The organism is Amycolatopsis sp. lyj-109 (assembly GCF_046548995.1).
GTDB lineage: Bacteria > Actinomycetota > Actinomycetes > Mycobacteriales > Pseudonocardiaceae > Amycolatopsis.
The window spans coordinates 195,671-221,929 of record NZ_JAJPWR010000012.1; the positions used below are offsets into that span (position 1 = coordinate 195,671).

The 26,259-nt window shown below is 72.0% G+C and carries 22 protein-coding genes and 1 pseudogene; 12 read left to right on the plus strand and 11 right to left on the minus strand.

The features are described 5' to 3' along the window. Window positions 1–13: 13 nt before the first annotated feature. Genes ACLJQF_RS26655 through ACLJQF_RS26670 form a run of 4 tightly spaced genes read left to right on the plus strand, consistent with a single transcriptional unit; the run spans window position 14 to window position 5,723 of the window. A complete protein-coding gene (locus ACLJQF_RS26655; protein WP_410612536.1) occupies window positions 14–1,324 on the plus strand; it encodes an ABC transporter substrate-binding protein in 1,311 nt (436 codons plus the stop codon). Between the two features lie 4 nt (window positions 1,325–1,328). After that, entirely contained in the window at window positions 1,329–2,279 is a 951-nt protein-coding gene (locus tag ACLJQF_RS26660; protein ID WP_410612538.1) for a carbohydrate ABC transporter permease, read from the plus strand. Next, window positions 2,276–3,115: a carbohydrate ABC transporter permease gene (locus ACLJQF_RS26665; protein WP_410612540.1), complete on the plus strand. Its 840-nt coding sequence runs from the start codon at window positions 2,276–2,278 to the stop codon at window positions 3,113–3,115. The genes ACLJQF_RS26660 and ACLJQF_RS26665 overlap by 4 nt, the downstream gene beginning before the upstream one ends. Before the next feature lie 28 nt (window positions 3,116–3,143). Beyond that, entirely contained in the window at window positions 3,144–5,723 is a 2,580-nt protein-coding gene (locus tag ACLJQF_RS26670; RefSeq protein WP_410612542.1) for a carbohydrate-binding protein, read from the plus strand. A 75-nt stretch (window positions 5,724–5,798) separates the two neighbouring features. Here ACLJQF_RS26670 and ACLJQF_RS26675 read toward each other — a convergent pair. From ACLJQF_RS26675 to ACLJQF_RS26695, 5 genes and pseudogenes are all read right to left on the minus strand, one after another. Continuing rightward, a pseudogene (locus ACLJQF_RS26675) lies at window positions 5,799–5,885 on the minus strand (short-chain dehydrogenase); the annotation flags it as partial. A gap of 78 nt (window positions 5,886–5,963) precedes the next feature. Beyond that, a complete protein-coding gene (locus ACLJQF_RS26680) occupies window positions 5,964–6,554 on the minus strand; it encodes a LutC/YkgG family protein (RefSeq protein ID WP_410612544.1) in 591 nt (196 codons plus the stop codon). After that, on the minus strand, window positions 6,551–7,993 hold the full coding sequence (locus tag ACLJQF_RS26685) for a lactate utilization protein B (RefSeq protein WP_410612781.1): 1,443 nt from the start codon (window positions 7,991–7,993) through the stop codon (window positions 6,551–6,553). Before ACLJQF_RS26685 ends, ACLJQF_RS26680 begins: the two co-directional genes overlap by 4 nt. A gap of 17 nt (window positions 7,994–8,010) precedes the next feature. Beyond that, the gene (locus ACLJQF_RS26690; RefSeq protein WP_410612546.1) at window positions 8,011–8,736 is read right to left on the minus strand and encodes a (Fe-S)-binding protein; all 726 of its coding nucleotides are present in this window, start codon (window positions 8,734–8,736) and stop codon (window positions 8,011–8,013) included. A gap of 144 nt (window positions 8,737–8,880) precedes the next feature. Then, on the minus strand, window positions 8,881–9,558 hold the full coding sequence (locus ACLJQF_RS26695) for a TetR/AcrR family transcriptional regulator (protein WP_410612548.1): 678 nt from the start codon (window positions 9,556–9,558) through the stop codon (window positions 8,881–8,883). A gap of 98 nt (window positions 9,559–9,656) precedes the next feature. On the opposite strand from ACLJQF_RS26695, the gene ACLJQF_RS26700 reads away from it, so the two are divergent. The 3 genes from ACLJQF_RS26700 (at window position 9,657) to ACLJQF_RS26710 (ending at window position 12,653) form a co-directional block, all read left to right on the plus strand. Continuing rightward, entirely contained in the window at window positions 9,657–10,574 is a 918-nt protein-coding gene (locus tag ACLJQF_RS26700; protein ID WP_410612549.1) for an NADP-dependent oxidoreductase, read from the plus strand. Between the two features lie 25 nt (window positions 10,575–10,599). Beyond that, entirely contained in the window at window positions 10,600–11,283 is a 684-nt protein-coding gene (locus ACLJQF_RS26705) for an SDR family NAD(P)-dependent oxidoreductase (RefSeq protein ID WP_410612550.1), read from the plus strand. A gap of 173 nt (window positions 11,284–11,456) precedes the next feature. Then, window positions 11,457–12,653, plus strand: coding sequence for an MFS transporter (locus ACLJQF_RS26710; RefSeq protein ID WP_410612551.1), 1,197 nt, complete (start codon window positions 11,457–11,459; stop codon window positions 12,651–12,653). A 391-nt stretch (window positions 12,654–13,044) separates the two neighbouring features. Here the strand turns inward: ACLJQF_RS26710 and ACLJQF_RS26715 are convergent, their stop codons facing one another. Then, complete coding sequence (locus ACLJQF_RS26715) at window positions 13,045–15,876, minus strand: helix-turn-helix transcriptional regulator (protein WP_410612552.1); 2,832 nt, start codon at window positions 15,874–15,876, stop codon at window positions 13,045–13,047. A 740-nt stretch (window positions 15,877–16,616) separates the two neighbouring features. On the opposite strand from ACLJQF_RS26715, the gene ACLJQF_RS26720 reads away from it, so the two are divergent. Then, window positions 16,617–17,618, plus strand: coding sequence for an ABC transporter substrate-binding protein (locus ACLJQF_RS26720; protein WP_410612783.1), 1,002 nt, complete (start codon window positions 16,617–16,619; stop codon window positions 17,616–17,618). A 103-nt stretch (window positions 17,619–17,721) separates the two neighbouring features. Here ACLJQF_RS26720 and ACLJQF_RS26725 read toward each other — a convergent pair whose 3' ends face one another. Beyond that, entirely contained in the window at window positions 17,722–18,411 is a 690-nt protein-coding gene (locus tag ACLJQF_RS26725; RefSeq protein ID WP_410612554.1) for a TIGR03943 family putative permease subunit, read from the minus strand. Further along, the gene (locus ACLJQF_RS26730) at window positions 18,408–19,409 is read right to left on the minus strand and encodes a permease (protein ID WP_410612555.1); all 1,002 of its coding nucleotides are present in this window, start codon (window positions 19,407–19,409) and stop codon (window positions 18,408–18,410) included. Before ACLJQF_RS26730 ends, ACLJQF_RS26725 begins: the two co-directional genes overlap by 4 nt. A gap of 331 nt (window positions 19,410–19,740) precedes the next feature. On the opposite strand from ACLJQF_RS26730, the gene ACLJQF_RS26735 reads away from it, so the two are divergent. After that, entirely contained in the window at window positions 19,741–21,663 is a 1,923-nt protein-coding gene (locus ACLJQF_RS26735; protein WP_410612557.1) for a putative Ig domain-containing protein, read from the plus strand. 65 nt (window positions 21,664–21,728) lie between these two features. Here the strand turns inward: ACLJQF_RS26735 and ACLJQF_RS26740 are convergent, their stop codons facing one another. From ACLJQF_RS26740 to ACLJQF_RS26750, 3 genes are read right to left on the minus strand one after another with little or no spacing between them, the layout of a single operon-like run. Then, entirely contained in the window at window positions 21,729–22,499 is a 771-nt protein-coding gene (locus ACLJQF_RS26740; RefSeq protein WP_410612559.1) for an SDR family NAD(P)-dependent oxidoreductase, read from the minus strand. A gap of 1 nt (window position 22,500) precedes the next feature. After that, window positions 22,501–22,827, minus strand: a complete 327-nt coding sequence (locus ACLJQF_RS26745) for a DMT family transporter (RefSeq protein WP_410612560.1) — start codon at window positions 22,825–22,827, stop codon at window positions 22,501–22,503. Then, window positions 22,824–23,153, minus strand: a complete 330-nt coding sequence (locus tag ACLJQF_RS26750) for a DMT family transporter (RefSeq protein ID WP_410612561.1) — start codon at window positions 23,151–23,153, stop codon at window positions 22,824–22,826. Before ACLJQF_RS26750 ends, ACLJQF_RS26745 begins: the two co-directional genes overlap by 4 nt. Before the next feature lie 130 nt (window positions 23,154–23,283). Here ACLJQF_RS26750 and ACLJQF_RS26755 point away from each other — a divergent pair, with 130 nt between their 5' ends. The 3 genes from ACLJQF_RS26755 to ACLJQF_RS26765 are packed head-to-tail and all read left to right on the plus strand — an operon-like array spanning window position 23,284 to window position 26,259. Further along, window positions 23,284–23,958, plus strand: a complete 675-nt coding sequence (locus tag ACLJQF_RS26755; protein ID WP_410612562.1) for a class II aldolase/adducin family protein — start codon at window positions 23,284–23,286, stop codon at window positions 23,956–23,958. After that, window positions 23,955–24,908 carry a carbohydrate kinase family protein gene (locus tag ACLJQF_RS26760; RefSeq protein WP_410612564.1) on the plus strand — a complete coding sequence of 318 codons (954 nt, stop codon included), beginning with the start codon at window positions 23,955–23,957 and terminating at the stop codon, window positions 24,906–24,908. The genes ACLJQF_RS26755 and ACLJQF_RS26760 overlap by 4 nt, the downstream gene beginning before the upstream one ends. Beyond that, complete coding sequence (locus ACLJQF_RS26765; RefSeq protein ID WP_410612566.1) at window positions 24,895–26,259, plus strand: flavin monoamine oxidase family protein; 1,365 nt, start codon at window positions 24,895–24,897, stop codon at window positions 26,257–26,259. The genes ACLJQF_RS26760 and ACLJQF_RS26765 overlap by 14 nt, the downstream gene beginning before the upstream one ends.

The following is a 26,259-nucleotide window of genomic DNA, read 5'->3' on the forward strand; positions in this document are numbered from 1 at the left end:
AAGGATCACCCCGATGAAGAAATGGATCAGCGTCGTCGCCGCCGCTGCGCTCACCCTCGGCCTCGCCGCGTGCAGCGACCCGTCCGCGAACGCCCCCGCCGACGCCGCGCCCGCCACCTGGGCCGACGCAGGCGCGAAGCTCGACGGGGTCAAGCTGACCCTCTGGGCGGCGCAGAACAGCAACACCGTGCCCAAGCAGGTCGTCGAAGCCTTCGAGAAGGCCACCGGCGCGTCCGTCGAGGTCGTGACGATCCCCGACCCGTACGAGCAGAGCATCCAGACCAAGGTGGCCACCGGCGACAAGCCGGACCTCGCCTTCTGGCAGCCCACTTCGTCGATGCTGACCGCCATCAACGCGAAGACCAACCTGCAGCCCCTCGACGACGCGCCGTGGCTGGCCAAGCTGGCGCCCGAACTGAAGGACATCACCGGTCTGCTCGACGGCAAGCGCTACGCCGCCCTGGTCACCAGCCCGGCCGTCGAAGGCGTCTATTACAACAAGGAAGTCTTCGCCGCCAACGGCATCACCGACACGCCGAAGACGTTCGACGCCATGGTCACCGCGGCCCGCGCGCTCAAGGGCAAGGGCGTCACCCCGTTCTTCGAAATGGGCGGCGACCGGTGGGCGACCCAGTGGTGGGTGCAGGTCCAGCTCGCCGACGCCGCCAAGAACGGCCTCTGGGACAAGATCAACAGCAAGCAGGAGACCTTCACCAGCCCGGTCGTGCTCGACACGATCAAGAAGTACCAGGCGCTGATCAACGAAGGCCTGTTCAACGCCGACATCAAGACCGCCAAGCTGGAGGACCAAGGCGCCGCGCTGCTCGACGGCAAGGCCGCGATGGCCGTGCAGGTCAACTCGTTCTTCAGCCAGCTGCAGGCCAAGGCCGACACCGCCACGCTGGACAAGAAGATCGGCTTCTTCCCGATCGCGCCGTCGGGCCAGGTCGGGACCTTCATCCCGGACCAGACGAACGCCCTGGTCGCCTTCCGCACCGGTGACGCCAAGCGTGAGGCCGCGGCCCGGCAGCTGCTGGCGTACTGGATGGGCCCCGGGTACGCCGGGTTCGTCGCCGACCGCAAGACCATCTCGCTCGAGCCGTCGGTCGCCAACCCCGCGGGCGTACCGCAGGCCCTGCTCGACGTGCACAGGGCCCTGCCCACCGCGGTCGGTTCCATGCAGGCGCTCGCCGTCGCCAACCCGGACCTCTACCTCAACCTCGCGGACATGATCGCCGGCACCATGACGCCGGACCAGGTGGCCAAGGCCACCCAGGACCAGTTCGCCCAGCTGGCCAAGGCGGCCGGCGCCCCGGGTTTCTGACCGGATGTCCACCGCAGAACGCACGCTCGTCGTGGAGCGGCCGGCCACCCGGCCCGCTCCACGGCCGGGCGCCCGGCCCACGAGCACCCACGGCAAGCGGACGCACCCGATGTGGTTCCTGGCGCCCGCCTTCGCCATCCTGCTCGTCTTCTTCTTCCTGCCGACGCTGTTCAACTTCGTCTACGCATTCACCGACTGGTCCGGGTTCAAGAGCTCGATCAAGCCAGTGGGCCTCGACAACTTCACCGAGCTGGCTTCGGACGGCACGCTGCTGCGGGCGGTGCGGATCACGCTCGTCTACGCGGTGCTGGTCGCGGTCTTCCAGAACCTCTTCGGGTTCGCCCTCGCCGTCCTGCTCGAACGCGACAACCGGCTCAACCGCCTGGCGCGGATCTTCTTCCTGATCCCGGTGCTGATGTCGGCGCTCGCGGTCGGGTACATCTTCCAGGCGCTGCTGAAGCCGCACGGCAGTCTCAACGAGCTGATCGGCGCGGTGCTCGGGCGGACGTTCGACTACGCCTGGCTCGGGGACACCACCTGGTCGATCGTGGTGGTCGCGCTGATCCACGCGTGGAAGTGGATGGGCCTGTCGATGCTCATCTACCTGGCGGGGCTCAAGACCGTCCCGGAGGACATCCTCGAAGCCGCCTGCATCGACGGTGCTTCGCGCTGGCGCACGTTCTGGGTCGTCAAGTCGCCGCTGCTGGCGCCGGCGGTCACGTTCAACGTCGCCACCGCGCTGCTGGGGTCGATGAACGGCTTCGACGTCGTCCAGGCCACCACCGGCGGCGGCCCGGCCCGCACCACGGAGATCCTCAACATCTTCATCTACCGCACCTTCGGCCAGGGCCTGTTCGCCCAGGCCACCGCGATGAGCCTGGTGCTGTTCCTGCTCGTCGCGTTCCTGGCCTTCCCGGTGATCCGCACCCTGCGCAAGCGAGAGGAGATCCTGTGACTTCCCGCCTCTCCGACGCGCGCTTCTGGACGAAGCTGCAGCCGGTCGTCACGACCGTGCTCGTCCTCGTCCTCATCGGGATCCCGCTCTGGCTCGTCGTGGTGACCGCCGGGAAGTCCCAGGGCGAGGCGCTCGACCCGGACCTGTCGTTGCCCGGTCACTGGCAGCTCTTCGGGAACCTGCGGGAGGTCTGGGTCCAGGGCGAGGTGCCGGCGGCGTTCTTCGGCAGCCTGTTGATCGTCGTGCCCACGGTCGCCGGCGTCCTGACCTTCGGGTCGATGGCTGCCTGGGTGCTGGCCCGCCGCGCGACCCGGCTCAACGCCGCCCTGTACGCGCTGGGCATCAGCGGCATCGTGCTGCCCCCGGCCGTCGTCACCGTGGTGCTCCTGCTCCGGCAGCTCGGCCTCGCGGGCAGCGCGATCGGGATGATCGGTGTCTACATGGGAATCTACCTGTCCACGGTGATCTTCTTCGTCACGGGGTTCGTCCGGACCATCCCGGTGTCGCTCGAAGAAGCCGCCCAAATCGACGGCGCCAGTCCGTTCACGGTGTTCCGGCGGATCGTGCTGCCGCTGCTGCGACCGGCGCTGGCCACCGCCACCATCCTGATCTGCCTCTACGTGTGGAACGACGTCTTCTACGCCTTCTTCGTCGTCGGCGGCCGGCTCGACACCCTGCCGCTCAACCTGTTCCGCGTGGCCAGTGCGGGGCTCTACCTCAACAACTGGCACCTCATCTTCGCCTACGTGGTGCTGATGAGCCTGCCGCTCGTCGTCGTCCTCGCCGTCGCCCAGCGGAAGATCATCTCGGGCATCACCAGCGGCGCCGTCAAGTGAACCCCCTCCCCGTCGAAGCGGAGTGCTGATGCGACAAAGATTCCTGGCAGGTGCGGCGGTCGCCGTGCTCGCGTTCACCACGCTGTCCCCCGCCACCGCCCAGGGCGCCGCGGCCGAGACGCTGCGCGTCGACCTCGGCGCGTCCACGGGCGCCTTCCACGGCGGCGCCACGGGCATCCTCTACGGCCTCGGCGACCCCGGGGTGCCGTCGCAGGACCTGATCGCCGGGATGCGCCCGCGCACGATCTCCCAGAAGGCGCCCGACGGCGAGCAGCACCCCAACGGCGACGCGCTGAAAGTGGCCGACGGCTTCTTCGCCGCCGGCGGCACCGACGTGCACATCTACGCCCAGGACGGCTACAGCCGCTGGCCGTACCAGGACCTCGGCATCGACGACTACCTCGCGCGGCTCAAGCCCCAGCTGGACAAGGTGGCCCAGCGGCCGGACCGCGACCGGTTCGTGTGGACGATCTTCAACGAGCCGGACGGGATCTGGTACCAGGACTGGGCGACCAAGAAGGAGAAGTTCTTCGCCGACTGGACGAAGGTCTACCGCGCGGTGCGGTCAGTCCTGCCGACGGCGCGGATCGCCGGGATCGGCGAAACGCAGTACCGCGCCGACCACCTGCGCGAGTTCCTGACCTACGCCAAGGCCAACAACGTGCTGCCCGACATCGCCACCTGGCACGAGCTCAGCCCGGACTCACCGGCCACCTACCGCGGGCACTTCGCGGACTACCGAGCCATCGAGCGCTCGCTCGGCATCCCGCCGCTGCCGATCACCATCAACGAGTACACCGACCGGCGGGACACCTCGGTGCCCGGGAACCTGATCCAGTGGATCACCATGCTCGAAGACACCAAAGTGGACGGTCAGCTGGCCTTCTGGTCGCTGGCGGGCAACCTCAGCGACAACGCCGTGCGCGCCGGACGCGCCAACGGCGGCTGGTGGCTGACCAAGTGGTACGCCGACCTCGCCGGTGACACGGTGCGCGTGACGCCGCCGCGGCCGGACACCCGGGACTCGCTCCAGGGCCTGGCGACCCTGGATCGCAAGGACAGCAAGGCGACCGTCCTGCTCGGCGGCACGGCGGACGCGGTCGACGTCGCGCTGACCGGCCTGGACCGGCGGGTCTTCGGCGACCGGGTCGACGTGCGGATCGCGAAGACGACCTGGTCGGGCTACGAGGGCGACGCCCAGCAGCCGCAGACCGTGGCGGCGTCGCGGGTCCGCGTGCAGGACGGCAAGGCGACGATCTCCGTGCCGGGCGGCGACCGGCTGGCCGCGTACCAGGTGGTCGTCACGCCCGCGGGCCTCGGCGCCCCGCCGGTGGCGACCCCGCCGTGGCAGGCGAGCTACGAAGCCGAGTCGGGCACCGTGGAGAACGCCCGGGTCTACGTCCAGGACGACGGATCCGGTTCGTGGGACATGGCCATGCGCTACACGACATCGGGCGGCAAGGACGTCGGGTCCATGAACACCCCCGCCTCCCGCGACACGGTGGACGTGGACGTGCCGCGGGCCGGCGCGTACCGGCTGGGCGTGTTCTACGGCACCAACGCCTTCGTCGGCAGGCTGGCGCTGTACGTCGACGACACCTACGTCCGCACCCTGACGCTGCCGGCCACGCTGAGCTGGACCTACCGGGGCCGGCTGGACACGCCGCTCACGCTGACGGCGGGCAAGCACCGCGTTTCCCTGCGCACCACCGATCCGGGCGGGTTCCTCGGCGGCTCGTCCGACGTCACCTTGGACCGCTTCGACCTGACCGAGGTCACCGGCCCGGAGCGGGCGGAGTACCCGCTCGCCGACGGTCGCCGGTCCGGTGGCTCGATCGACCACGGCACGGGCGCGCTCCAGGTCGTCGCACCCGGCGCGGTCGTCCTCTCGCCGGGGCAGAAGGTCACCACGTATCTGTCAGCCGCCGAAGACGGCTACTACCGCCTCTCGACGTCCTGGGCCGGGGTCGGCCGCAGCACGCTGGGGCTCACGCTGTCCGGCCGCCGGGTGGCGGGCGGCGACCTGACCGCCACCGGCATCGGCGTCTGGTCGGGCAGCACGACGGTGTTCCTCAAGGCGGGCGTCACCGAAGCCGTCTTCTCGAACGAGGGCCGCATCCCGCTGGTGGCGGGCACGGTCACGCAGGTGCGCGACGCGGCGGCCGACCAGCGCGCGGTCCGCGTCGAGGCCGAGTCGGGCAAGCTCGCGGGCGGAGCGGCCACGGCGACCGGTCCCTGGGCCTCCGGCGGCTCCTACGTCGGCTACCTGGGCAACGGCGGCACGCTGACCATCCCGCGTACCGGCGGTCCCGGTCAGTACGACCTCACGGTCGCCTACGCGCAGGCGGAGAAGAACACCGGGCACCCGTACAACACGGACACGGTCACCCGCACCCTGGTGGCGACCGAGGCGGGCGGCACGGTGACGCCGGCGCCGTACCGCCACAACTACACCTGGGACGGGTTCTGGCCCGAGACGTCGCCGATCGACCTGACGACGAAGGGTGGCGCGCTCACCTTCGGAAATCCGGCGGCGTGGGGTCCGAACGTCGACTGGGTGCAGCTCGCCCCGCTCGTCGTGGCGAACACGGTGACGCCGCGGCGCTGACGCTCACCCGAGGCCCGGCCGGTTCGCTCCGAACCGGCCGGGCCTCGGCCCGTCACACCAGGGACGCGGTCAGCCCGCCGCTTCGAAGTCCGGGACCAGGCGCTCGACCATGGCCGTGTCCGCGAAGCCCGGGCAGACCGCGTTGACCCGGACTCCCGTGGGCCCCCCAGCGTCTTGAATGACTCATTCAGGACCTCCCAGGTCCTGAATGAGTCATTCAAGACGCTCGGACGCCTTCGTTCACCCCGTGACGACGATGACGTGCAGGCTCCGCGGCCCGTGCACGCCTTCCACCCGGGTCAGCTCGATGTCACTGGTGGCGCTCGGCCCGCTGATCCAGGTCTGCGGGCGGGCGGGGTCCAGCGCGGCCACCGCCTCCGGGACGCCCGGCACGATCTGCTCCGCCCGAAGCACGCAGACGTGCACGTCCGGTACGAGGCTCAGCGCCCGCCGCCCCTGGCCCGGGCCGTGGTCGAGGACGATGGTGCCGGTGGTCGCGATGCCCAGCGCCGCCGTCGTGACGACGGCGTCGAACCCCGCCAGCTCAGCGGTGGTCCCGGGCGGCGGCGAGCCACCGGTGCCGGCCAGGTCGACCGGAAAACCGTGCGGTACCAACACTTTCCGCGCCGGCGCCAGGGCGGACCGGATGGCGTCCGGCAGTTCGGCGGCGGTGCACCGGGTGAGGGTGGCGCGGTAGTCGACCACGCGCTCGGCGAACAGCTCGACGTCCGCGACCGCCGAACGGTATCCGCGGGGCACCACGGCTTCGGTCCGGTCCGCGTCCCGCAGTGCGCCACGGACCGCCGCCAGGATCTCTTCGCGCGCGGTCATCGCTTCCGCCACCAGGACCGGAACGACTCGCGCGGCGGCGCGGGCAGGTCGCGGCTGTTCGTCCACAGTGAACCCGGCCACGGCAGGCGGGACAGGGCACGGCGGCCGCCCGGGAGCAGCCGGCGGCCGAAGCGGGTCACGGCCCGGTTCGCAAGCCCCAGCCCAAGTTCGGCGAACCCGAGCCGCCGGGCGTCCGAGAGCACCCAGGACGCCGTCTTCATCGCCACCGCCTCGGGCTTCGGCGGCCCGCCGCGGTGCGCGTCGACCACCCGGGAACGCAGGTGCACCAGGACTTCCGGGATGTCGATGCGGACCGGGCACGCCTCGAAGCAGGCCCCGCACAGGCTGGACGCGTACGGCAGCGAGTCGGTCTGCTCGTCGACGCCGACGCCCTTGAGCAGCGGGTTGAGGATCGCGCCGATCGGTCCCGGGTAGACCGAGCCGTAGGCGTGCCCGCCGGTCCGCTCGTAGACCGGGCACACGTTCAGGCACGCCGAGCAGCGGATGCAGCGCAGCGCCTGCCGGCCGATCTCGTCGGCGAGCGCGCGAGTGCGGCCGTTGTCCAGCAGCACCACGTGCACCTCCTGCGGCCCGTCGCCCGGGGTCACGCCCGACCACGTCGAGGTGTAGGGATTCATCCGCTCCCCCGTGCTCGACCGCGGCAGGAGCTGGAGGAACACGTCGAGGTCGGCCCACGTCGGGACGACCTTTTCGATGCCCACCACCGAAACGAGCACCTCGGGCAGGGTCAGGCACATCCGGCCGTTGCCCTCGGACTCGACGACGACCAGGGTGCCGCTCTCGGCGACGGCGAAGTTCGCGCCGGAAACGGCCATCTTCGCGCGCAGGAACTTCTCGCGCAGGTGCAGCCGGGCGGCACCGGCCAGCTCGGCGGGGTCGTCGGTCAGGCCCTCGGGCGCCGGACGGCCCGCACCGGCCATCTCGCGGCGGAAGATCTCCCGGATCTCCGCGCGGTTGCGGTGGATCGCCGGCACCAGGAGGTGACTCGGCAGGTCGTCGCCGAGCTGCACGATGAGCTCGGCGAGGTCGGTCTCCCAGGCGGTGACGCCGTGCTCGGCGAGCGCCTCGTTGAGGCCGATCTCCTGGGTCGCCATCGACTTGACCTTGACGACCTCGTCGACGCCGTGCTCCCGTGCGATGCGGGCGACGACGTCGCAGGCATCGCGCGCGTCACGCGCCCAGTGCACGGTCGCGCCGCGCGCCTGCAACGCCGCTTCGAGGGCCAGCAGGTGCTCGTCGAGGCGGCGCAGGGTGTTGTCCTTGATGGCCGCGCCCGCCAGCCGCAGTTCCTCCCACTCGGCCACCTCGCCGACGACGGCCGCGCGCTTGGCGCGGATGGTGCCGGTGGCGTGGGCGAGGTTGCGGCGCAGCTGCGTGTCGGCGAGCGCTTCCCGTGCCGCCGCGGGGAAAGCGGGCATGCCGACGAACGTGGCGCTCACGCGTCCCCCTCGGTCGAAGCGAGCACGTCGGCCAGGTGCAGCACCCGGACGCCGGACCGCTGCCGTGACAGCAGGCCGCCGATGTGCAGCAGGCAGGAGTTGTCGCCCGCGACGAGCACTTCCGCCCCGGTACCGCGGACGTGCCGGGCCTTGTCCGCGCCCATGGCCGTCGACGTCTCGGCGTTCTTGAGGGCGAAGGTGCCGCCGAACCCGCAGCACTCCTGCGCGGCGGGCAGCTCGACGAGGTCGAGGCCCCGCACCGCCCGCAGCAGCCGCAGCGGCTTGTCGCCGACGCCGAGCATGCGCAGCGAATGGCAGGTCGGGTGGAACGTGGCGCGGTGCGGGAAGTAGGCGCCGACGTCGGTCACGCCGAGCACGTCGACGAGGAATTCGCTCAGCTCGTGGACCTTCGGCCCGGTGTCGGCCAGCCGCGGCTCCCCCGCGCGGCGCGCGACGAGGCCGTGCTGGTGCCGGGCCGAGCCCGCGCACGAACCCGACGGCGTGACGATGTGGTCGTACCCGGCGAACGCCTCCGTGAACGCGCGGACGACCGGCACGGCCTCGTCGAGGTAGCCGGTGTTGACCATCGGCTGGCCGCAGCAGGTCTGCGCCTGCGGGAAGTCCGCGTCCACGCCCAGTCGGCGCAGCAGCCGGAACACGGCTTTGCCGGTGTCGGGGAACAGCGCGTCGTTGATGCAGGTGACGAGCACGGCGACCTTCATCTGCACACCTGCCGTCCCATCGCGTGCCTCCGGATCGAAACGTTTCAAAGTTTGTGCCCGCCGACGCTACTACGACCCGTTGTTACGTTTCAAGACCGCAGTCGCACCGCCAAGCGCGGGCCAAACGGACCGCACCGGTGCCGGTCACGGTTCGGAAAGCCGCCCGAAGCGAGTCATCGCGCGGAAGAGGTCGGCCGAGTCCGGCGAGGCAGGCAGCGCGGGAACCGGGGCTCCGGGGACGGCGAACGCGCGCAGCATCTGCCCGACGAGCCGCCGCCAGGTCCCGGGCGCGTCGTCACCCGTGGCCGCGATGACGCCGGCGTTGGCCATCAGCAGGACCACGAGGTCCTCGGAGGTGAAGTCCGCCCGGAGGTGACCGGTTCCCTTGGCGCGGCGGATGAGCTTCAGGAAGCCCCGGTACGACTCGGTGCGGCGGGCTTCGAGGTCCTTGGCGGCCGGGAAGCTCATCGCGAGCACGGCGGCGAAGCCGCGGTCGGCGGCCTGCATCGCGCAGATGGACTCGAGGTAGCGGGTGAAGCCGTGCCAGGGGTCCGGGTCGGCCAGCGCCTCGGCGATCGCGGCGGCGTAGTCGTCCATACGGTCGGCGAACACGGCGTTGATCAGGTCCTCGCGGGTGGCGAAGCGCCGGGACAACGTCGCCTTCCCGACACCGGCCTCGCGGGCCACCGACGCCATGGAAACCCCGAGCCCCTCGGTCGCGTAGAGCCGGCGGGCCGCGGCCATGATCCGTTCGCGGTTGCGCTCGGCGTCCGCGCGCAACGCGGTTTCGCACTGCTGACCTGGCACTTCGGCGGGTGTCATGCCCACCACCCTATCAAGTGGAACACGCTGCCCACTTCTCTGCTACGGTGAAACCAGGAACTGGGAAGGCCGTTCCACTTATCTCGAAGGTGACCGTCATGCGCGCAGCGACCCTGGAATCCGTCCCCGCCACCCCGGCCGTGCGCGAAATCGGGCGGCCGCGCCCGGAAGCGGGTGAACTGCTGGTGCGGGTGGCCGCGTCCTCGATCAACGGCTTCGACGCCGCCACCGCCGCCGGCTACCTGCAGGGAATGCTGGAGCACCGGTTCCCGCTGGTGCCGGGCAAGGACTTCGCCGGGACGGTCGAAGCCCTCGGCGAAGGTGCCGAAGGTTTCGCCGTCGGGGACGCGGTCTTCGGCGTGGTGATGAAGCCGTTCCTGGGCACGGGCTCACTCGCCGAGTACGTCACCGTGCCGGCGGCCTACGGCGTGGCCCCCATCCCCTCCGGGCTCGGGGTGCGCGAAGCCGGCGCGCTGGGCCTGGCGGGCACGGCCGCGCTCGACGTGCTCGACGCCGTGGACCTCGCCAAGGAAGACACGGTCCTGATCTCCGGCGCCACCGGCGGTGTCGGCGCGCTGGCGGTGCAGCTCGCGGCCGCGCGGGGCGCCCGGGTCATCGCCACCGCCCGCCCCGGCGCGGAAATCGGCTTCGTCACCGGCCTCGCCGACGTCGAGGTCGCCGACTTCGCCGGTGACCTCCCGGCCCAGGTGCGGGCGCTCGTGCCGGAGGGCGTGGACGCGGTGCTGCACCTGGCCGGCGACGGCGACCAGCTGGCGCGCCTGCTGCGGCCGGGCGGCCGGTTCGCCTCCACCCTCGGGGTCACGCCCGAAGGCGTCACCGCCGTCTCAGTGCTGGCCGACCCGAACCCGCGGACCCTGGCCCACCTCGCCGCCGAGGCCGCGTCGGGCGCGTTGCGGGTCCCGGTCACCGCCACCTACCCGCTGGACCGCGTCGGCGAGGCGTTCGCCGCGTTCGGCGCGGGCACGCTCGGCAAGGTCGCCATCACCCACCCCTGACCACCCGCCACCCGGAAAGGTCACCATGCCCACCATCGCCATCATCGGCGCCGGCCCCGGACTGGGGCAGGCCATCGCCCGGACCTTCGGCTCCCACGGCTTCGGCGTCGCCCTCCTCGCCCGCGACCGCGCCAAGCTCGGCGACCTCGCCGGCAAGCTCACCGCCGAGGGCATCGAAGCCGCCGCGTTCCCCGCCGACGTCCTCGACCGTGCCGCACTGGTCCGGGCGCTCGGGGAGGCCGCCGCCCGCTTCGGCGGCATCGACGTCCTCGAATACTCCCCCGCGGGGACGTTCGGCTCGACCGCGCTGACCGTCCCCTCCGAAACCGAACCGGCGCACGTACAGCACGAGCTGGAGTTCCAGCTCTACGGCGCCATCGCCGCCACCCGGGCCGTGCTGCCCGCCATGCGGGAGGCCGGTGCCGGCACGCTGCTCTACACCACCGGCGCCGGGTCGATCGCCCCCGTTCCGCAACTCGGGAACGTCAACGCCGCCGCGGCGGCCCTGCGCAACTGGGTGCTCAACCTCCACCGCGAGCTCGACGGCACGGGCGTCCAGGCCGCACACGTCGGCATCGACGCGGTGATCGGGAGTGACGACGCCGCCATCCCCGGCTTCGCCACTGCTCCGGCCGAGCAGATTTCGCCCCTCTATTGGGAGTTGCACACCACGGACCGTGACCAGAGCGAGCGCATCTTCCGCGCCTGAGGCGTCCGGACGTGCCGATGCACGCCCATTCGCAGGGCCGTAGAGGCGGCGATAACCGTTGAGAGACAACGATAGTTCGTTCATCCGTCAGGTGACGGATGTCTGAAATGCGCGTACAGCGAAACATAGCTCTACGGAGTATGACGCTCCGGCCTCGAAACCGAGGAGGAGCGATGTCGCGTGCTACCACCACCGTCTCCACTCTGGTCATCTTCGTTCTCGCACTGAACCTGCGGCCGGCCGTGACGAGCCTCGGCGCGGCGCTGCCGGACATCTCCATCGCCGGCGGTCTCGTCGCCGCGGTCCTCGTCGCCCTGCCGCTGTGGGCGATCGGCCTCGGCGGCTGGGCGACGCCGTGGCTGTGCGGCCGGGTGGGGACCCACCGGACCGTCACCGTGGCACTCGTCGGGCTGGTGCTGTCACTGGCCGGGCGGGTGCTCGGAGGCTCGGTGGAGCTCCTGGTCGGCACGGCACTGGCGTGCCTGTCCATCGCCGTGCTCGGCACCATGCTGCCGATGCTGGCCCAGGGTTCCGCCGCCTTCACCTTGGGACTCGGGGTCGGCAGCACGGCCGGCGCGCTGGTCACGCCCACGGCGGTGATGTCGTCGTCGTGGCGGGTCGCCCTCGGCGTGTGGGCGACCGCGGCGCTGCTGGCCCAGCAGGTCTGGCAGCGCACCCCCGGGGAGTTCGGGTCACCGCGGTCCGCACCGGGCGCGGTGCGGGCCTGGCCGCTGACCATCCACTTCGGACTCATTTCGACGGTGACGTTCCTGGTCATGGGCTGGCTGCCCGGCATCCTGCGCAGCGCCGGGGTCCCCTCGACGACGGCCGGCGCGTGCCTGGCGTTGTCGATGGCGATGGGGTTGCCGATGATGTGCCTGGTGCCGGGCTGGACGCGCCGCTGGCGCAACCAGACCCTGCTCGTCGTCGCCTTGGCCACGCCCAACGTCATCGGGGTGACCGGGCTGCTCCTGGCGCCCGCGGCCGCGCCCTGGCTGTGGGCCATGGCCACCGGCACGGGCATGGGGGCGCTCGCGTTCGTACTGACGACGATTTCGCTGCGCAGCAAGGACAGCTCGGTGGCACTGTCCGCCGTGGTCCAGGGCGTGGGGTACGTCATCGCCGGCTTCGGCGTGCTGGTCTGCGGCTGGCTGCACACCGGAACGGGAACCTGGCGGATGCCCCTGCTGCTGGTCCTGGCGGTGCTGCTCGGGCAGATGGTCAGCGGGCACATCGCGGTGTTCCGCCGGGCTCCGGCGCCGACGATACCGGCGCCACGGGCGGCGCCACCGGCGCTCGCCGTGCGTCCACAGGAAGGTGCGCCGGAGGCCACCGTGCGTCCGCAGGAAGGCGCGCCGGAGGCCGCATGATCCGCCGGGGGCTCCCGTGTCCCGAGGCCAGCCGGCCAGTGTGGTCTGCCGCGGCTTCTCGTGAGTGGCAATGAGGGTTCTGGCGAACGGTCTGTTGGCAACCTGCGTTCGCGACGGTGCCGGACCGGCCAACTCACCGCCCGGAACGGCCAATTCACGCACCGGAACGGCCAACTCGCCGGTGGTGTGGGTGAGTTGGCCGTTCCGGTTGGCGAGTTGGCCGTTCCCGCGGGTGAGTTGGTCGTTCCGGGGGGCCGGGGTGGGGGGGCCGGATGCACCCGATGTGGTCCTGGGTGCGTTTCCGGCCGGCGCAGACGCCCCCGCGCCGTAGGTAGTCAAGCGACGGTCGGCTCTAACCGCCTTGGCAAATTGCGAGGGGCCGGGGCAGGGCTCAGCCGGAAGCGGACTGGTGGCGGGCCGCTTCTCGCGCGATGTCGATGCGCGAATGCACCCCCAGCTTCGTCAGGATGTGCGAGACGTGCGTGCCGACCGTGCGCGGGGACAGGTAGAGCCGGGCCGCGATCTGCGGGTTCGACAGGCCTTCCACCACCAGCGCGGCGATCCGGCCTTCGGTGGGGGTGAGGCTGTCCCAGCCGTGCGTGGCCTGGCGGTGCTTGACCTTCGGGCCGCGGCGGATGCCCAGGGCCCGGAACAGGGCACGCAGCCTCGCCACGTCCCAGTGTGCGTCCAGCTCCGAGTACAGGTCGATGGCGTGGGTGAAGGCGGCCCGCGCCGAACCGCGGTCTTCGGTCCGGGCTTCGGCGAAGGCGAACGCGGCCGCCTCCAGGGCTTTGGCCTGGGAGAGCGGGCGGCCCGCGTCGGCGTAGCCGTCCGCGGCTCGCAACAGCATCGTGCCGTCCCGCTCGATCAGGCCGCGGCAGTACAGGGCCAGCGCCCGGCGGTGCGGGACCGCCGACTCGGCGGCGATTCCGCGGGCCCGGGCCTCGATCTCCGCCGCGGTCTGCACGTCGCCGAGCGCCATCGCCAGCCGGGCGGCGTCGCCCAGGCGCTCCTCCCCCGCGTCTTCGCCGGCCGGTACGGCCGTCAGCACGGCGAGCGCCCGCTCCGGCGCGCCCGCGTGCTCGAAGGCGAGACTGCGCGCGCGGACCAAGGATTCCACCACCTCGTCGCCGGCGCGTTCCGAATGCAGCGCCGCGACATCGAGGTGGCGGCGGGCCGCGGCCGTCTCGTCGCGGTGCAAGTGGATGATCGCGGCGACGCCGTGGTCGCAGCACACCACCCCCGGGTCCTTGCGGTCGTCCGGGACGACGTCCACCTCGGCCAGCGCGTCGTCCCACCGGCCGGCGCCCAGCATCAGCTGCCCGATCGCGCTCTGGACCTGGGTCAGCCGTGCCACGCTGCCGGTGCGGTCGGCCAGCTCGCGCGCCTGCCCGGCCGCGGTGAGCGCGTCGGCGTAGCGGTCGAGCGCGCCGAAGGTGACCGACTGGTTGATGCGCAGCAGCAGGGTGAGCTCGATCAGCGTGGGGTCGCCCCGCACGACGGCCATCGCCCGCTCGAACAGCGGCAAAGCGGCGGCCCACTCGCCCCGCATCATCGCGCACTGGCTCAGCACGTGCAACGCCCACCCCGTCGCCCAGCGGTCTTCGGCCGGGCCGAGCTCCGCCAGTGCCGCGGAAGCGGCCCGGCCCGCGGAGTCGATCTCGCCGAGGACGCGCCGGATCCGCGCGATGAGCACCAGCAACCTGGCCCGGTGCCGGGCCTGCAGCCCCGGCTGGTTCAGGGCTTCGTTGAGCGCGGGGAGCGACTCGGCGGCGCGGCCGTCCGTCCCGCGGCTCTGGACGACCGTCGTGTGCAGGTCGACGCGCACGTCGGGGTCGCGGACGCGATCCAAGGCGCGACAAGCGATCCGCTCGGCCTGGGCCACGTTGCCCACCCGGTAGTACGCGTCGGCCAGCCGGCAGGCCAGCGCGCCGGTCACCGCGTCGTCGAGCGGCGCGTCCCGCACCGCCCGTCTCAGCAGCGCGACGGCGACCACCGGCGCCTGGCCGATCAAGGGCATGGCCACCTTCAGCAACCACCGCACGGCCCAGTCCGGGACCGGCACGCGCGTGTCCGTTGTGGACACCATCGGCAGCAGCTGCCGCGCCACCCGCTCGACCGGGGCGCTCGCCTCGGCCAGCGCCCACGCTGCGGACTGGTGCCAGGCGACCCGGACCGCGGTCGGCATCTCGTCGTACAACGCCGTGCGGATCAACGGGTGCCGGAACTCCAGGTCGTCGCCGGCCGCCACCAGCACGCCGGCGGCGCGGGCCTCGTCGAGGGCGGGCAGCAGCTCGGCGAGCGAGGAGTTCGTCACGGTCATCAGGTCCGCGACCGAGAAGCCGACGCCGAGCAGCGCGGCCGTCCGCAGGACCTCGCGCGCCGGCTCCGTGAGGAAGCCCAGCCGGTCCGCGATCGCCTCCGGCAGCGAGTCCGGCGTGGCCGCGCCGGTCAGTTCCGCGATGCCCGCGGGGTCGACCTCCAGGCACGAGCTCCTGGTCAGCGCGTCGACCAGTTCGGTGAGGTACAACGGATTCCCGGCGGCGCCGGCAGCCAGCTCCTCCAGCCGGGCGCCCGGTTTGCCGCCGGCCAGCGCGGCCACCAGCTCGAGCACCGCCGGTTCCGCGAGCCGGCCCAGCCGCAGCCGCTCGGCCGGCCGGACGATCCGGAAGAGCGACCGCAGGTCGTCGCGGCGCGGCACCGGCCGCAACACGCCGATCAGCAGCAGCGGGAGCTGCCGGACCAAGCGGGCGAGCCGGCTCCACACCGCCACGGTGGTGCTGTCGGCCCACTGCAGCTCGTCGACGACCAGCACGGCCGGGCCGTCCTGGCAGAGCTGGTCGACCAGCGCGATCAGCTGCTCGGCGGCCGCGGCGGCGAGGTCGGCACCCTTGCCCGCGACGGTCCCGCCGCCCAGCAGCTCGTAAACGGCGTCACGGCGGGGATCCCGCGTGGCCGGCGTGATCTCCAGGGCGTCCAGGAGCGGCAGCAGCGGCAGCGCCTGGCCGAGCTCGTCGCCGGCGCCCCAGTACACCTGGCAGCCCGCGTCGGAGGCGGCCGCGCAGGCGGTCCGGACCAGTGCCGACTTGCCGATCCCGGGCTCGCCGTCCACCAGCACGGCGCGGCCGCGGCCCGCGGCGACGTCACGGATCCAAGCGACCAGCCGGGACAGCTCGCTGTCCCGGCCGACCATCAGCTCGGTACCGTCCGTAAGCGGTCGCACACGGGGGATTTTAGAAGTAAAACCAGTTCCCCAACAAGAGGCCCACTTGGCCAGCGCGGAACGCCGTCCGGAGGCACGGAGTTCTCCGCCGGGAAACCTCCCATTCGATAAATGCACCGATTCGTGATCCGGACGTGATTCACTCGACCGGCATTCGTGGATCTTCGGCCGGCCGCATCCACGCCGCCGTCGGTACGGCCGGTCCGGACAAGCACGGGCACGATCGCCTCGGCTGCCGCGAAACCCGTTGCGCCACCGGGCTCCCGGCCGCGCATCCGTGGCCGGAAGGACCGCTCGGTCGCGACTACGCTGCGTCAGCACGGCCGGGTCCATCGACGATTTCGACACCGCGCGCCGATTGCCTGCCGCCGCAGACAATCGGCGCGAATACCGGCGGCCGAGTTCGCTTTTCCGGCCGCGACTACCCGGCGTTCGCCGTCGTGGGACGGGTCGGCCGATCCGTTGTTTTCCGCTTTGCCGGGCGCCCTCCGACCACGTTTTTCGCACTCCGTCCACGTCTTCGCCGAGGCACGCGCCGACCGGCCCGGCGACCGACGGCAGCGCAAGATCGTCGATCAAGTATTCGTGCCGCCATTCTGGTGAATTCCCGGATCCGGCGCCATCACGCATTGTCAAGGACGGCTGGGGTCCCTACAGTGGCCCGCCTGACGCCGGGGAGTGAATCACGCACCTTCCTTGGAGCCGGTACATCAACTGTCATCTCCTTCGAGGAGCAGACCTTGTTCGGAATAGTCAGGAACACTGGCCGTTTTCGTGCCGCACTCGTCCTCGCGGTCGTCACGGTCGTAACCGGTTGCGGCGCACTCGGCGCCACCGGAACGGGCGCCTCGCCGAGCGGCGGCGGGCCGGAGAAGACGACGCTGAAGGTTTCCATCCTGCCCACCACCGACCTCGCACCGTTCTGGCTGGCCCAGGACGAGGGCTACTTCCGGGCCGAGGGCCTGACGGTCGAGTCGGTGATCGCCGCCAGCGGCCAGGCCTCGCTGACGAAATCGATCTCGGGTGACGTCGACATCGCGTTCTCGACCTACCCGCCGTTCTTCACGGCGCGGAGCACCGGCGCCGCCGATATGCAACTGGTCGCCGATGCGACGTCGGTCAACGCGAAGTCCAATGCGATCGTCACGGTCCCGAATTCGCCGGTGAAAACCATCTTCGACCTGGCGACCGCGAAGATCGCCATCACGGCCAAGAACACCGCTTCGGATCTTCTCACCCGTTCGGTCATGCAGGACCACAACGTCGATTTCAGCAAGGTGAAATGGGTGCTGGTCCCGCTGCCCGGCATCGCCGCGGCGCTGCAGCAGGGCCAGGCCGACGCCGCGTACCTGCCGGAGCCGTACATCACGCAGGCCGCCAAGACGGCCGGCGCGATCCCGGTGACCGACATCAACACCGGCGCCACCCAGGACTTCCCGCTGACCGGCTACGGCGCGACGCGGAAGTGGGTGAAGGAGAACCCGAAGACCCTGGCCGCGTTCCAGCGGGCCATGCAAAAGGCGACCCACGACGCCCTGTTCGACCGCGCCAAGGTCGAGCCGCTGCTGGTGCGGTTCGCCAAGATCGACGAGGACACCGCCAAGCTGCTCACCCTGCCGGGCTACGGCTCGATCCTGGACACCCGGCGCCTGCAACGGGTTCCCGACCTGCTGCTGCAGCTCGGCGCCATCCCGTCGCCGATCGACGTGAACTCGATGATCGGCCCGCAATCGGGAAGATGACCGAGCTCAAGCGCCCCAATGTGGCCTTGGTTGCGTCAGACGCACCCAAGGCGGCCTTCGGTGCGTCTGACGCACCGAAGGCCACATTGGGGCGCTTGGGGCGCTAGCCGAGGCTTTCGTAGGGATCGGCCGGTGGCGCGACGGGCCGGGCCTGGCCGACGTCGACGAACGGGATGGTGCCGCCGTTGACCGGGTCCGCGGCCTGCTGCGCGGTGTATCCGCCGGTGACCTCCAGCCACGAATCGGGTTGGAGCACCGGCGGAACTCGGCCGGTCAGGCCGACCTTCACGGGCTGGGCGTCCGCCGCGCAGCAGTTCAGGAGCATGCGGACCAGGTAGGGCGCACCGCTGTGGTCGAAGGCGACGAATCCGGTGATCGTGACGGTCCGGCCGGACAGCGACCGGCCGTGGTCGTAGACCGCGCGGTCCGCGTAGTCGATCATCGTCAGGTGGACGGGGTTGCCGTCCGGGAGCGGGGTGACGATCCGCGGCGCCGTCACCGCCGTGCCGGCGCGCATCGCGCTGTAGGAACCCAACGCCGGTGGTGCGGCGAGGATCAACGCGAACACCGGCAGCACCAGCAGCCACGAGACACGGGGCGCCGCGTGCCCGGCCGGGCGGCGCCGCGCGTACCAGACGGTCGCGACGGCCGCGATCACCAGCACCACGCCCGCGGCCAGCACCAGCGGGCGCAGGCCCGCCTTGACGTAGCGGAGGTACAGACCGGTGACGCCGGCGTGGAGCAGGACGCCACCGACGAGGAACAGCAGGATCGCCTGCACGGTCCGGTTCACAGCAGCACCGCCCCGGTCAGGACCGCGGCCAGCACGGCCACGACGAAGGTCACCGGCGCGAACCGCAGCGCGAACCCGCGGCCGAACGTGGCGGCCTGCATGCCGAACAGCTTCAGGTCGATCATCGGGCCGACGACCAGGAACGCCAGCCGCGCCGTCGGCGAGAACTGCGTCAGCGACGAAGCGACGAACGCGTCGGCCTCCGAGCAGATCGAGAGCAGCACCGCGAGCGCCGACAGGGCCAGGACCGCCACGACCGGGTTCCCGGCCGCGGCGTGCAGCCAGGTCGCGGGTACCACGGCCTTGAGCGTCGCGGCGGCCATCGCGCCGCCGACGAGGAACCCGCCCGCGTGCATGACGTCGTGGCGCACCGATCCCCAGAACGCCTCTCCCCTGGTCCCGCCCTCGCCGTGGTCGTGCGCGCGGGGACGCAGCCAGTCCGGACGGCCGAGCCGCTGCCACAGCCAGCCCATCACGCACGACGCCGCGAGGCTCGCGGCGAACCGGGCGACGACCATCCGCGGCTGGCCGGGGAAGGCGACCGCCGTCGCCGTCAGCACCACCGGGTTGATCGCCGGTGCCGACAACAGGAACGCCACCGCGGCCGAGGGGGTCACGCCGCCGCGCACCAGCGCACCGGCCACCGGCACCGACGCGCACTCGCAGCCAGGCAGGACCGCGCCGGCCAGCCCGGCGACCGGCACCGCCAGCGCCGGCCGTTTCGGCAGCACGCGGGTGAACCACGACGGCGGCACGAAGACGGCGAGCCCGGCCGAGAGCAAGACGCCCAGGACAAGGAACGGCAGCGCCTGGACGACCACCGCCACGAACACCGTCATCCAGCTCTGCATGACCGGAGTGGACAACAGGCGCCGAACCGGGCCCTGCGCCAGGAATCCGGCCAACAGGACCAATGTCAGGACGAGGACGGGATCGACGTTCCAGCCCGGCTGTTCGTCCTGATCCCGGCGGCGCCGGCTTTCCTCGATGGCAGTCACCAGATGATCTCCCGTACTTCCGCTCCACACCCGTCCGTCTACACGAGCCGCGGGCCCATCCGGTTCACCGCGGTGGGGGGTCAGTGCCCCCGGCCCGACGAAAGTCGCGGGCGGTTCACGACGAAAGTCGGACCGGCCCGTCCGCCGATTCGTCCCGATCGGGACCGAACGGGCCGACCTGGCCGGTTGGTCCGCGGGCCATTCGGCGCAATCGCCGCCGGGGCGCCCGGCACCAATCCTTTCGCCCCCTTCGAAACCGGCCGGCCGACTGTATAAACAGGACACCCATGGGCCCCCGCCACTTCGCAGCAGCTTTCTCCAGGAGTGATTCATGCGCCGAAGAGTCCTCGCCGTAGCCGGTTTCGCGGCACTGGCTTTGACCGTTCCCGCCGTCCCTGCCACCGCTCTTCCCGCGACCGCGGCCGCGGTCCACCCGACCGCACGTGTCTGCGCCCAGGCCGTGAAGCCGGGCATGGCAACGTGTTTCGCCGAGCGCCAGACCGACACCATGCGCGCCGCGTTGACCCCGGACGCCCTGCCGAGCGGCTTCGGGCCGTCCGGGCTGCGCTCCGCGTACAACCTCACCGCGAGCGGCAGCGCCTCGGCGACGGTGGCCATTGTGGACTCCAACGACGACCCCAACGCCGAGTCGGACCTCGCCACCTACCGGTCGACCTACGGCCTGCCCGCCTGCACCACGGCGAACGGCTGCTTCAAGAAGGTCAACGAAAACGGGCAGGCGAGTCCGCTCCCGGCCGCGGACAGCGGCTGGGCCGGCGAGATCTCCCTCGACGTCGACATGGTTTCGGCGATCTGCCCGAACTGCCACATCCTGCTCGTCGAGGCGAACCAGGCGAGCATGGCCGACCTCGGCACCGCGGTGAACACCGCGGTTTCGCTGGGTGCGAAGTACGTCTCCAACAGCTACGGCGGCGGTGAGGACGGCAGCGAGGTCAGTTCCGACTCCAGCTACTTCCACCACCCCGGCGTCGCGATCACCGCGAGCACCGGCGACAACGGCTACGGCATCAGCTACCCGGCGTCGTCGCAGTACGTCACCGCGGTCGGCGGCACGTCGCTCACCCAGGGCGGCGGCACCCGCGGCTGGACCGAAACCGCCTGGAGCGGCGCGGGCAGCGGCTGTTCGACCAGCGTGGCGAAGCCGGCGTTCCAGAACGTGACGACGGGCTGCGCCAAGCGCGCCAACGCCGACGTCTCCGCGGTCGCCGACCCGCAGACCGGCGTCGCGGTCTACCAGACCTACGGCGGCAGCGGCTGGGCCGTCTACGGCGGGACCAGCGCGTCGTCGCCGATCATCGCCTCGGTCTACGCGCTCGCCGGCACGCCCGGCGCGTCCGACACGCCCGCGGCCTACCCCTACGCCCACGCCGGCAACCTCAACGACGTCACCTCCGGCAGCAACGGCAGCTGCTCGACGGCGGTGCAGTGCAAGGCGGGCGCGGGCTGGGACGGCCCCACCGGGCTCGGCACCCCGAACGGCACCGCCGCGTTCACGGCCGGCACGACCTCGGGCGGCGTCACGGTGGCGAACCCGGGCGGCCAGAGCGGCGTCACCGGGACGGCGGCGAGCCTCCAGCTGTCCGCGTCCGGCGGCAGCGGCGGCTACACCTGGACCGCCACCGGCCTGCCCGCCGGCCTGTCGATCAGCGCCTCCGGCCTGATCTCCGGCACGCCGAGCACGGCGGGGACGTACTCGGTGACCGCGACCGCGAAGGACTCCTCGGGCGCCACCGGCAGCGCGGCGTTCTCGTGGACCGTGACGACCGCGGGCGGCAGCGGCTGTTCGGGCCAGAAGCTGGCCAACCCCGGCTTCGAGAGCGGCGCGACGGCGTGGACCGCGTCCAGCGGCGTGATCACCACGGCCACCGGCAGCGAGACGCCGCACGCCGGGACGTACCTCGCCTACCTCGACGGCTACGGCAGCGCGCACACGGACACGCTGTCCCAATCGGTGACGATCCCGGCGGGCTGCCACGCGTCGCTCAGCTATTACCTGCATGTCGACACGGCCGAGACCACCACGTCGACGCAGTACGACAAGCTGACGGTCAAGGCGGGCTCGACGACGCTGGCGACGTACTCCAATCTCGACAAGGGCACCGGCTACCAGCAGCGCACGGTCGACGTCTCGGCGTTCGCCGGGCAGACCGTGACGCTGACGTTCACCGGCGTCGAGGACTCGTCGCTGCAGACGTCCTTCTGCCTCGATGACACCGCGGTGACCTTGAGCTGATCAAGGTGGCGGGAAGGCCCCTCGGTTGGCCTTCCCGCCCCCTCGGCCTGGCGGACGCGGCGAACTCAGCCATCGTGGGCCAGCTTCCGCAGCAGAGGCCCGGAAACGGACACCGGCAACGCCCGCAGCAGCCGGACCAGCGCGGACGTCGTCCACGGGAAGGCCGCGTCGGCCGGCTCCCGCCGCAAAGCCCGGACCACGTGCCGCGCGGCCTGCTTTTCGCTGATCTGAAACGGTTTCGGCAGCCCGTCGGCTTTGACCCGCGCGGTGGCCACGAAGCCCGGATACAGCGAGGTGAACCGGATCCCCTCCGGAGCGAGCTCGACCCGGGCCGCGTCGATCAGGATCCGGACCGCGGCCTTCGCGGCCGAATACGGGCCCTGGCGCGGGATCCCCATGAGTCCCGCCAGGGAATTGGTCTGCGCGATCAACCCTCCACCCTGCCGGCGCAGCTGCGCGATCAGCGGGACGAGGTAGTTCACCGTGACGTCGTAGTTCAGCGCCATCATCCGGGCGATGTCCCCGACCCCGACCTCGGCCATCGCCATGTCCGGCCCCTGGCCCACGTTGAGCAGCGCGACGTCCACCGCACCGAACTCGGCCACCGTGCGCGCCACCACCGCGGCCGCGGCATCGGGGTCGAGCGCGTCCGCCACGAGGTCGAGGCAGGCACTCCCCGCCGCGCGGACGTCGGCCGCCACGGCCGCGAGCTCCGGCGCCCGCCGGGCCACGATCACCAGCCGGTTGCCGTGGCCGGCGAGGTCGCGGGCCACCTGGGCGCCGATCCCCGAAGACGCCCCGACGATCAGGATCGTCCGATCCACCAGGGTGGCCATCTCAGTGTGCCGCCGCGCCGAGTTCGATGAGCAGCACGCCCGCCGCGATCAGCCCGAGGCCGGCGGCCATCCGCCGGGTGAGCGCGTCCTTGAAGAACACCCGCGCCCCGAGCGCCGTCAGCGCGACACCGCAGGCCGCCCAGACGCCGTAGGCGATGCCGACCGGCATGCCCTGCGCCAGCGCGACGGTCAGCAACCCGAAGGCGCCGAGGTAGCCGGCCGCGACGGGCGCGATCCAGCGCTTCTTCTTCAAGCCTTCCGAAGCCCGTAGCGACAGCGTCGCCGCCACCTCCGCCAGGATCGCCCCGGCCAGCACCAGCCACGTCATGAGCGCTCGGCGGAGTGGCCGGTCTCCACGAGCACGACTCCCGCGATGACCGCCGCGATCCCGATCCCGATCAGCGGCGTGAACGGCTCGGCGAACAGCACGGTGCCCAGGACCGCGGTCAACGCGACCCCGGCGGCCGCCCAGATGCCGTAGACGACACCGATCGGGGCGCCCCGCCGCAGCAGCGCGGACAGCGCCACGAACGCACCGGCGTACCCCGCGACGGTCAGTCCCGCCCACCAGGGGTTGTCGATCGCCGCCCGCAGGGCCAGCGTCGCCGCCACCTCCAGCACGATCGCGGCGACCAGGATCGCCCAGTTCTTCATCGTGACTCCTCGCCGCTCGGGCCCCGCCGTCGGGCCGCACCGGTGCTTCGCCGGCGAGCCTACGCACCGCCGAATCGCATCCACTGAACCTGAACGTGACTTTGTTTCATGTTTAGCCTACGCTGAGCCGATGACTCAGGGGACAGTGCTCCTGCAGGCCGAGCGGCAGGCCGTCGTCGCGGCTTGCCACGACCTGGCCGCCGCCGGGCTGCTGATCGGCACCGCCGGCAACGTGAGCGTGCGCGCCGGCGAGTACGTCGCGGTGACCGCGACCGGGGTCGTGCTCGGGAAGGCTGCACCGGAGCAGGTGACGGTCGTCGACCTGGCCGGGACCGTCGTCGCCGGGGAACTCGCGCCGACCTCGGAACTGGAGCTGCACCTCGGAATCTACCGCCGCTCCGGCGCCGGCGCGGTCGTGCACACGCACTCGCCGCAGGCGACCGCGGTGTCCCTGGTACTCGACGAACTCCCGTGCGTGCACTACCAGCAGCTCCTGCTCGGCGGGGCCGTCCGGGTCGCGCCGTTCGCCGTCTTCGGCAGCGACGAGCTCGCCGAGTACGTGTGGGCCGCACTGGACGGCAAGTCGGCGGCGCTGATGGCCAACCACGGCGCCGTCGTGCACGGCCCCACGCTCCCCGCGGCGGTGGACAACGCCCTGCTGCTCGAGTGGGCCTGCGAGCTCTACCGGCACGCCGCCTCGATCGGCACCCCCCGGACCCTGGACACCGCCCAGCAGACCGCGGTGATCGAAGCCGCGCTGCGGCGCGGCTACGGCAGCACCAAACGGATCGAGGAGGATCTGTGACGCAAACGGTGATCACGCTCGGCGCGCACGTGTTCGACGTGCAGGTCCGGCCGGTCGAGGCCATCCCGGACGGGCAGGGCGCGGCCCTGGTCGAGCAGATCCGGTTCGGCCCGGCCGGAACCGCGGCCGGCACCGCGCTGACGCTGGCCAAGCTCGGCGCGACGGTCCGCACCGCCGGCGCCATCGGCGACGACCCCATCGGCGACCTGCTGCTGGCCATGCTGACCCGGTTCGGCATCGACACCTCGCTGGTGGTCCGCCGCGCGGACGTGCAGACCTCGGCGTCGGTGCTGCCGATCCGCCCGGACGGCAGCCGGCCCGCCTTCCACGTCCCCGGCGCCAACCTCACCTACGGGCCCGGCGACATCTCCGAGACCGACGTCGCCCAGGCCACCCACCTGCACCTCGGCGCGCCCGAGCTGATGGGCGGGGACAACGCGGCGAAGATCCTCTCCCCCGCGCGGGCGGCCGGCGTGGTCACCTCCGCCGACCTGCTCGCCCCCGGCGATCCCGGCATCCTGGCCTGGATCGCGCCCGCACTGTCCCACCTGGACTACCTGCTGCCCAACGAACAGCAGGTCCTCGGGCTCACCGGCGCCGAGACGCTCGAAGACGGCGCCCGCACGTTGCTCGAACAGGGTGTCGGCTGTGTCGCCGTCACCCGCGAGGCCCGCGGCGCCCTGGTGATCACCGCGGACGAGGTGCTCGCCGTGCCCGCGTTCGCGGTCGACGTCGTCGACACCACCGGCTGCGGCGACGCGTTCTCCGCCGGCTTCCTCCGCGGCATCGGCCTCAGCCGGTCCCCGCGGGACGCCGCCGTGCTCGGCTCCGCCGCCGCGGCCCTGGTCGCCCAGGGACTGGGCAGCGACCACGGCGAGTTCGACCTGGCGGCCGCCGACGCCTTCGCCGCGGCCACGCCCACGCTGGAGAACGCCGATGCGCCGAACTGACATCGTCGTGGTCGGCGCGGGCCTGGCCGGACTCACCACGGCCCGCGAGCTCACCGCGGCCGGCCGGGACGTCGTCGTCCTGGAAGCACGCGACCGGGTCGGCGGCCGCACCGTGAACCACGACCTCGGCGACGGCAAGGTGGTGGAAGCGGGCGGGCAGTTCGTCGGCCCCACCCAGGACCACATCCTCGCGCTGGCGAAGCAGGTCGGCGTCGAGACGTTCCCGGCCTACACCCACGGTGCGTCGGTCTACGTCAACGGCGACCGGGCCCGCCGCTACCGCGGCGACATCCCGCCCGACCCGCTGGCGCTGCCCGACCTCGGCATCGCCATGCGGCGGATCAACCAGCTCGCGCGGAAGATCCCCCTGGACGCGCCGTGGCGCGCTCCCAAGGCGCGGGCGTGGGACAGCGTGACGTTCGAAAGCTGGATCCGGCACACCACCGCCGGCACCGGCGCGCTCGACCTGGTCAACGTGCTGCTCGGCTCGGCCTACGGCGGCAGCGCCGCCGACGCGTCCCTGCTCTACAGCCTCTGGTACATCGCCGGTTTCGGCAACGAAACCACCCCCGGCACCGTGGAACGCGGCATCGGCGTCACCGGCGGAGCCCAGGAATCCCGGTTCGCCGGCGGCTCCCAGCTGATCTCGCAACGCATCGGCGACGAGCTCGACGGACGCGTGGTGCTCGGCTCCCCGGTGCGGGCGATCGAGCAGGACGCCGGCCGCGTCACCGTCAAGTCCGATGTGGACACGTGGAGCGCGCGGCAGGTCGTCGTCGCCGTCCCGCCCGCGCTGGCCGCCCGGATCTCCTGGCGCCCGCTGCTGCCGGCGCAGCAGGACGCGCTGTTCTCCCGGATGGCCTTCGGCGCGCTGATGAAGTGCGAAGCCGTCTACCCCGAACCGTTCTGGCGCGCCGACGGGCTCAACGGCCAAGCCGTGTTCCGGCACGGCTCCCCGATCTGTTCCATGTTCGACAACTCCCCGCCCGACGGCAAGCCGGGTGTCCTGATGGGCTTCCTCGGCGGCCCGCAGTGGCACGCGTGGGCGGCGCGGCCGCCCCGCGAACGACGCGCCGCCGTCCTGCGCGCCTTCGCCGCCGCCGTCGGGAAACCCGCGTTGCAGCCGGTGGAGTACTTCGAACAGGACTGGGTCGGCGAGGAATGGACCCGCGGCGGGCCGACGTCCGTGCCCGGGACCGGCGTGCTGACCGAGCTCGGCCCCTGGCGCGACCGGCCGTTCGGCCGGGTGCACTGGGCGGGTGCCGAGCACTCGGACCATTGGAACGGATACATGGACGGCGCGGTCCGCTCCGGCGAAACCGCCGCCCGCGCCGTCCTCGGCCAGGAGTGA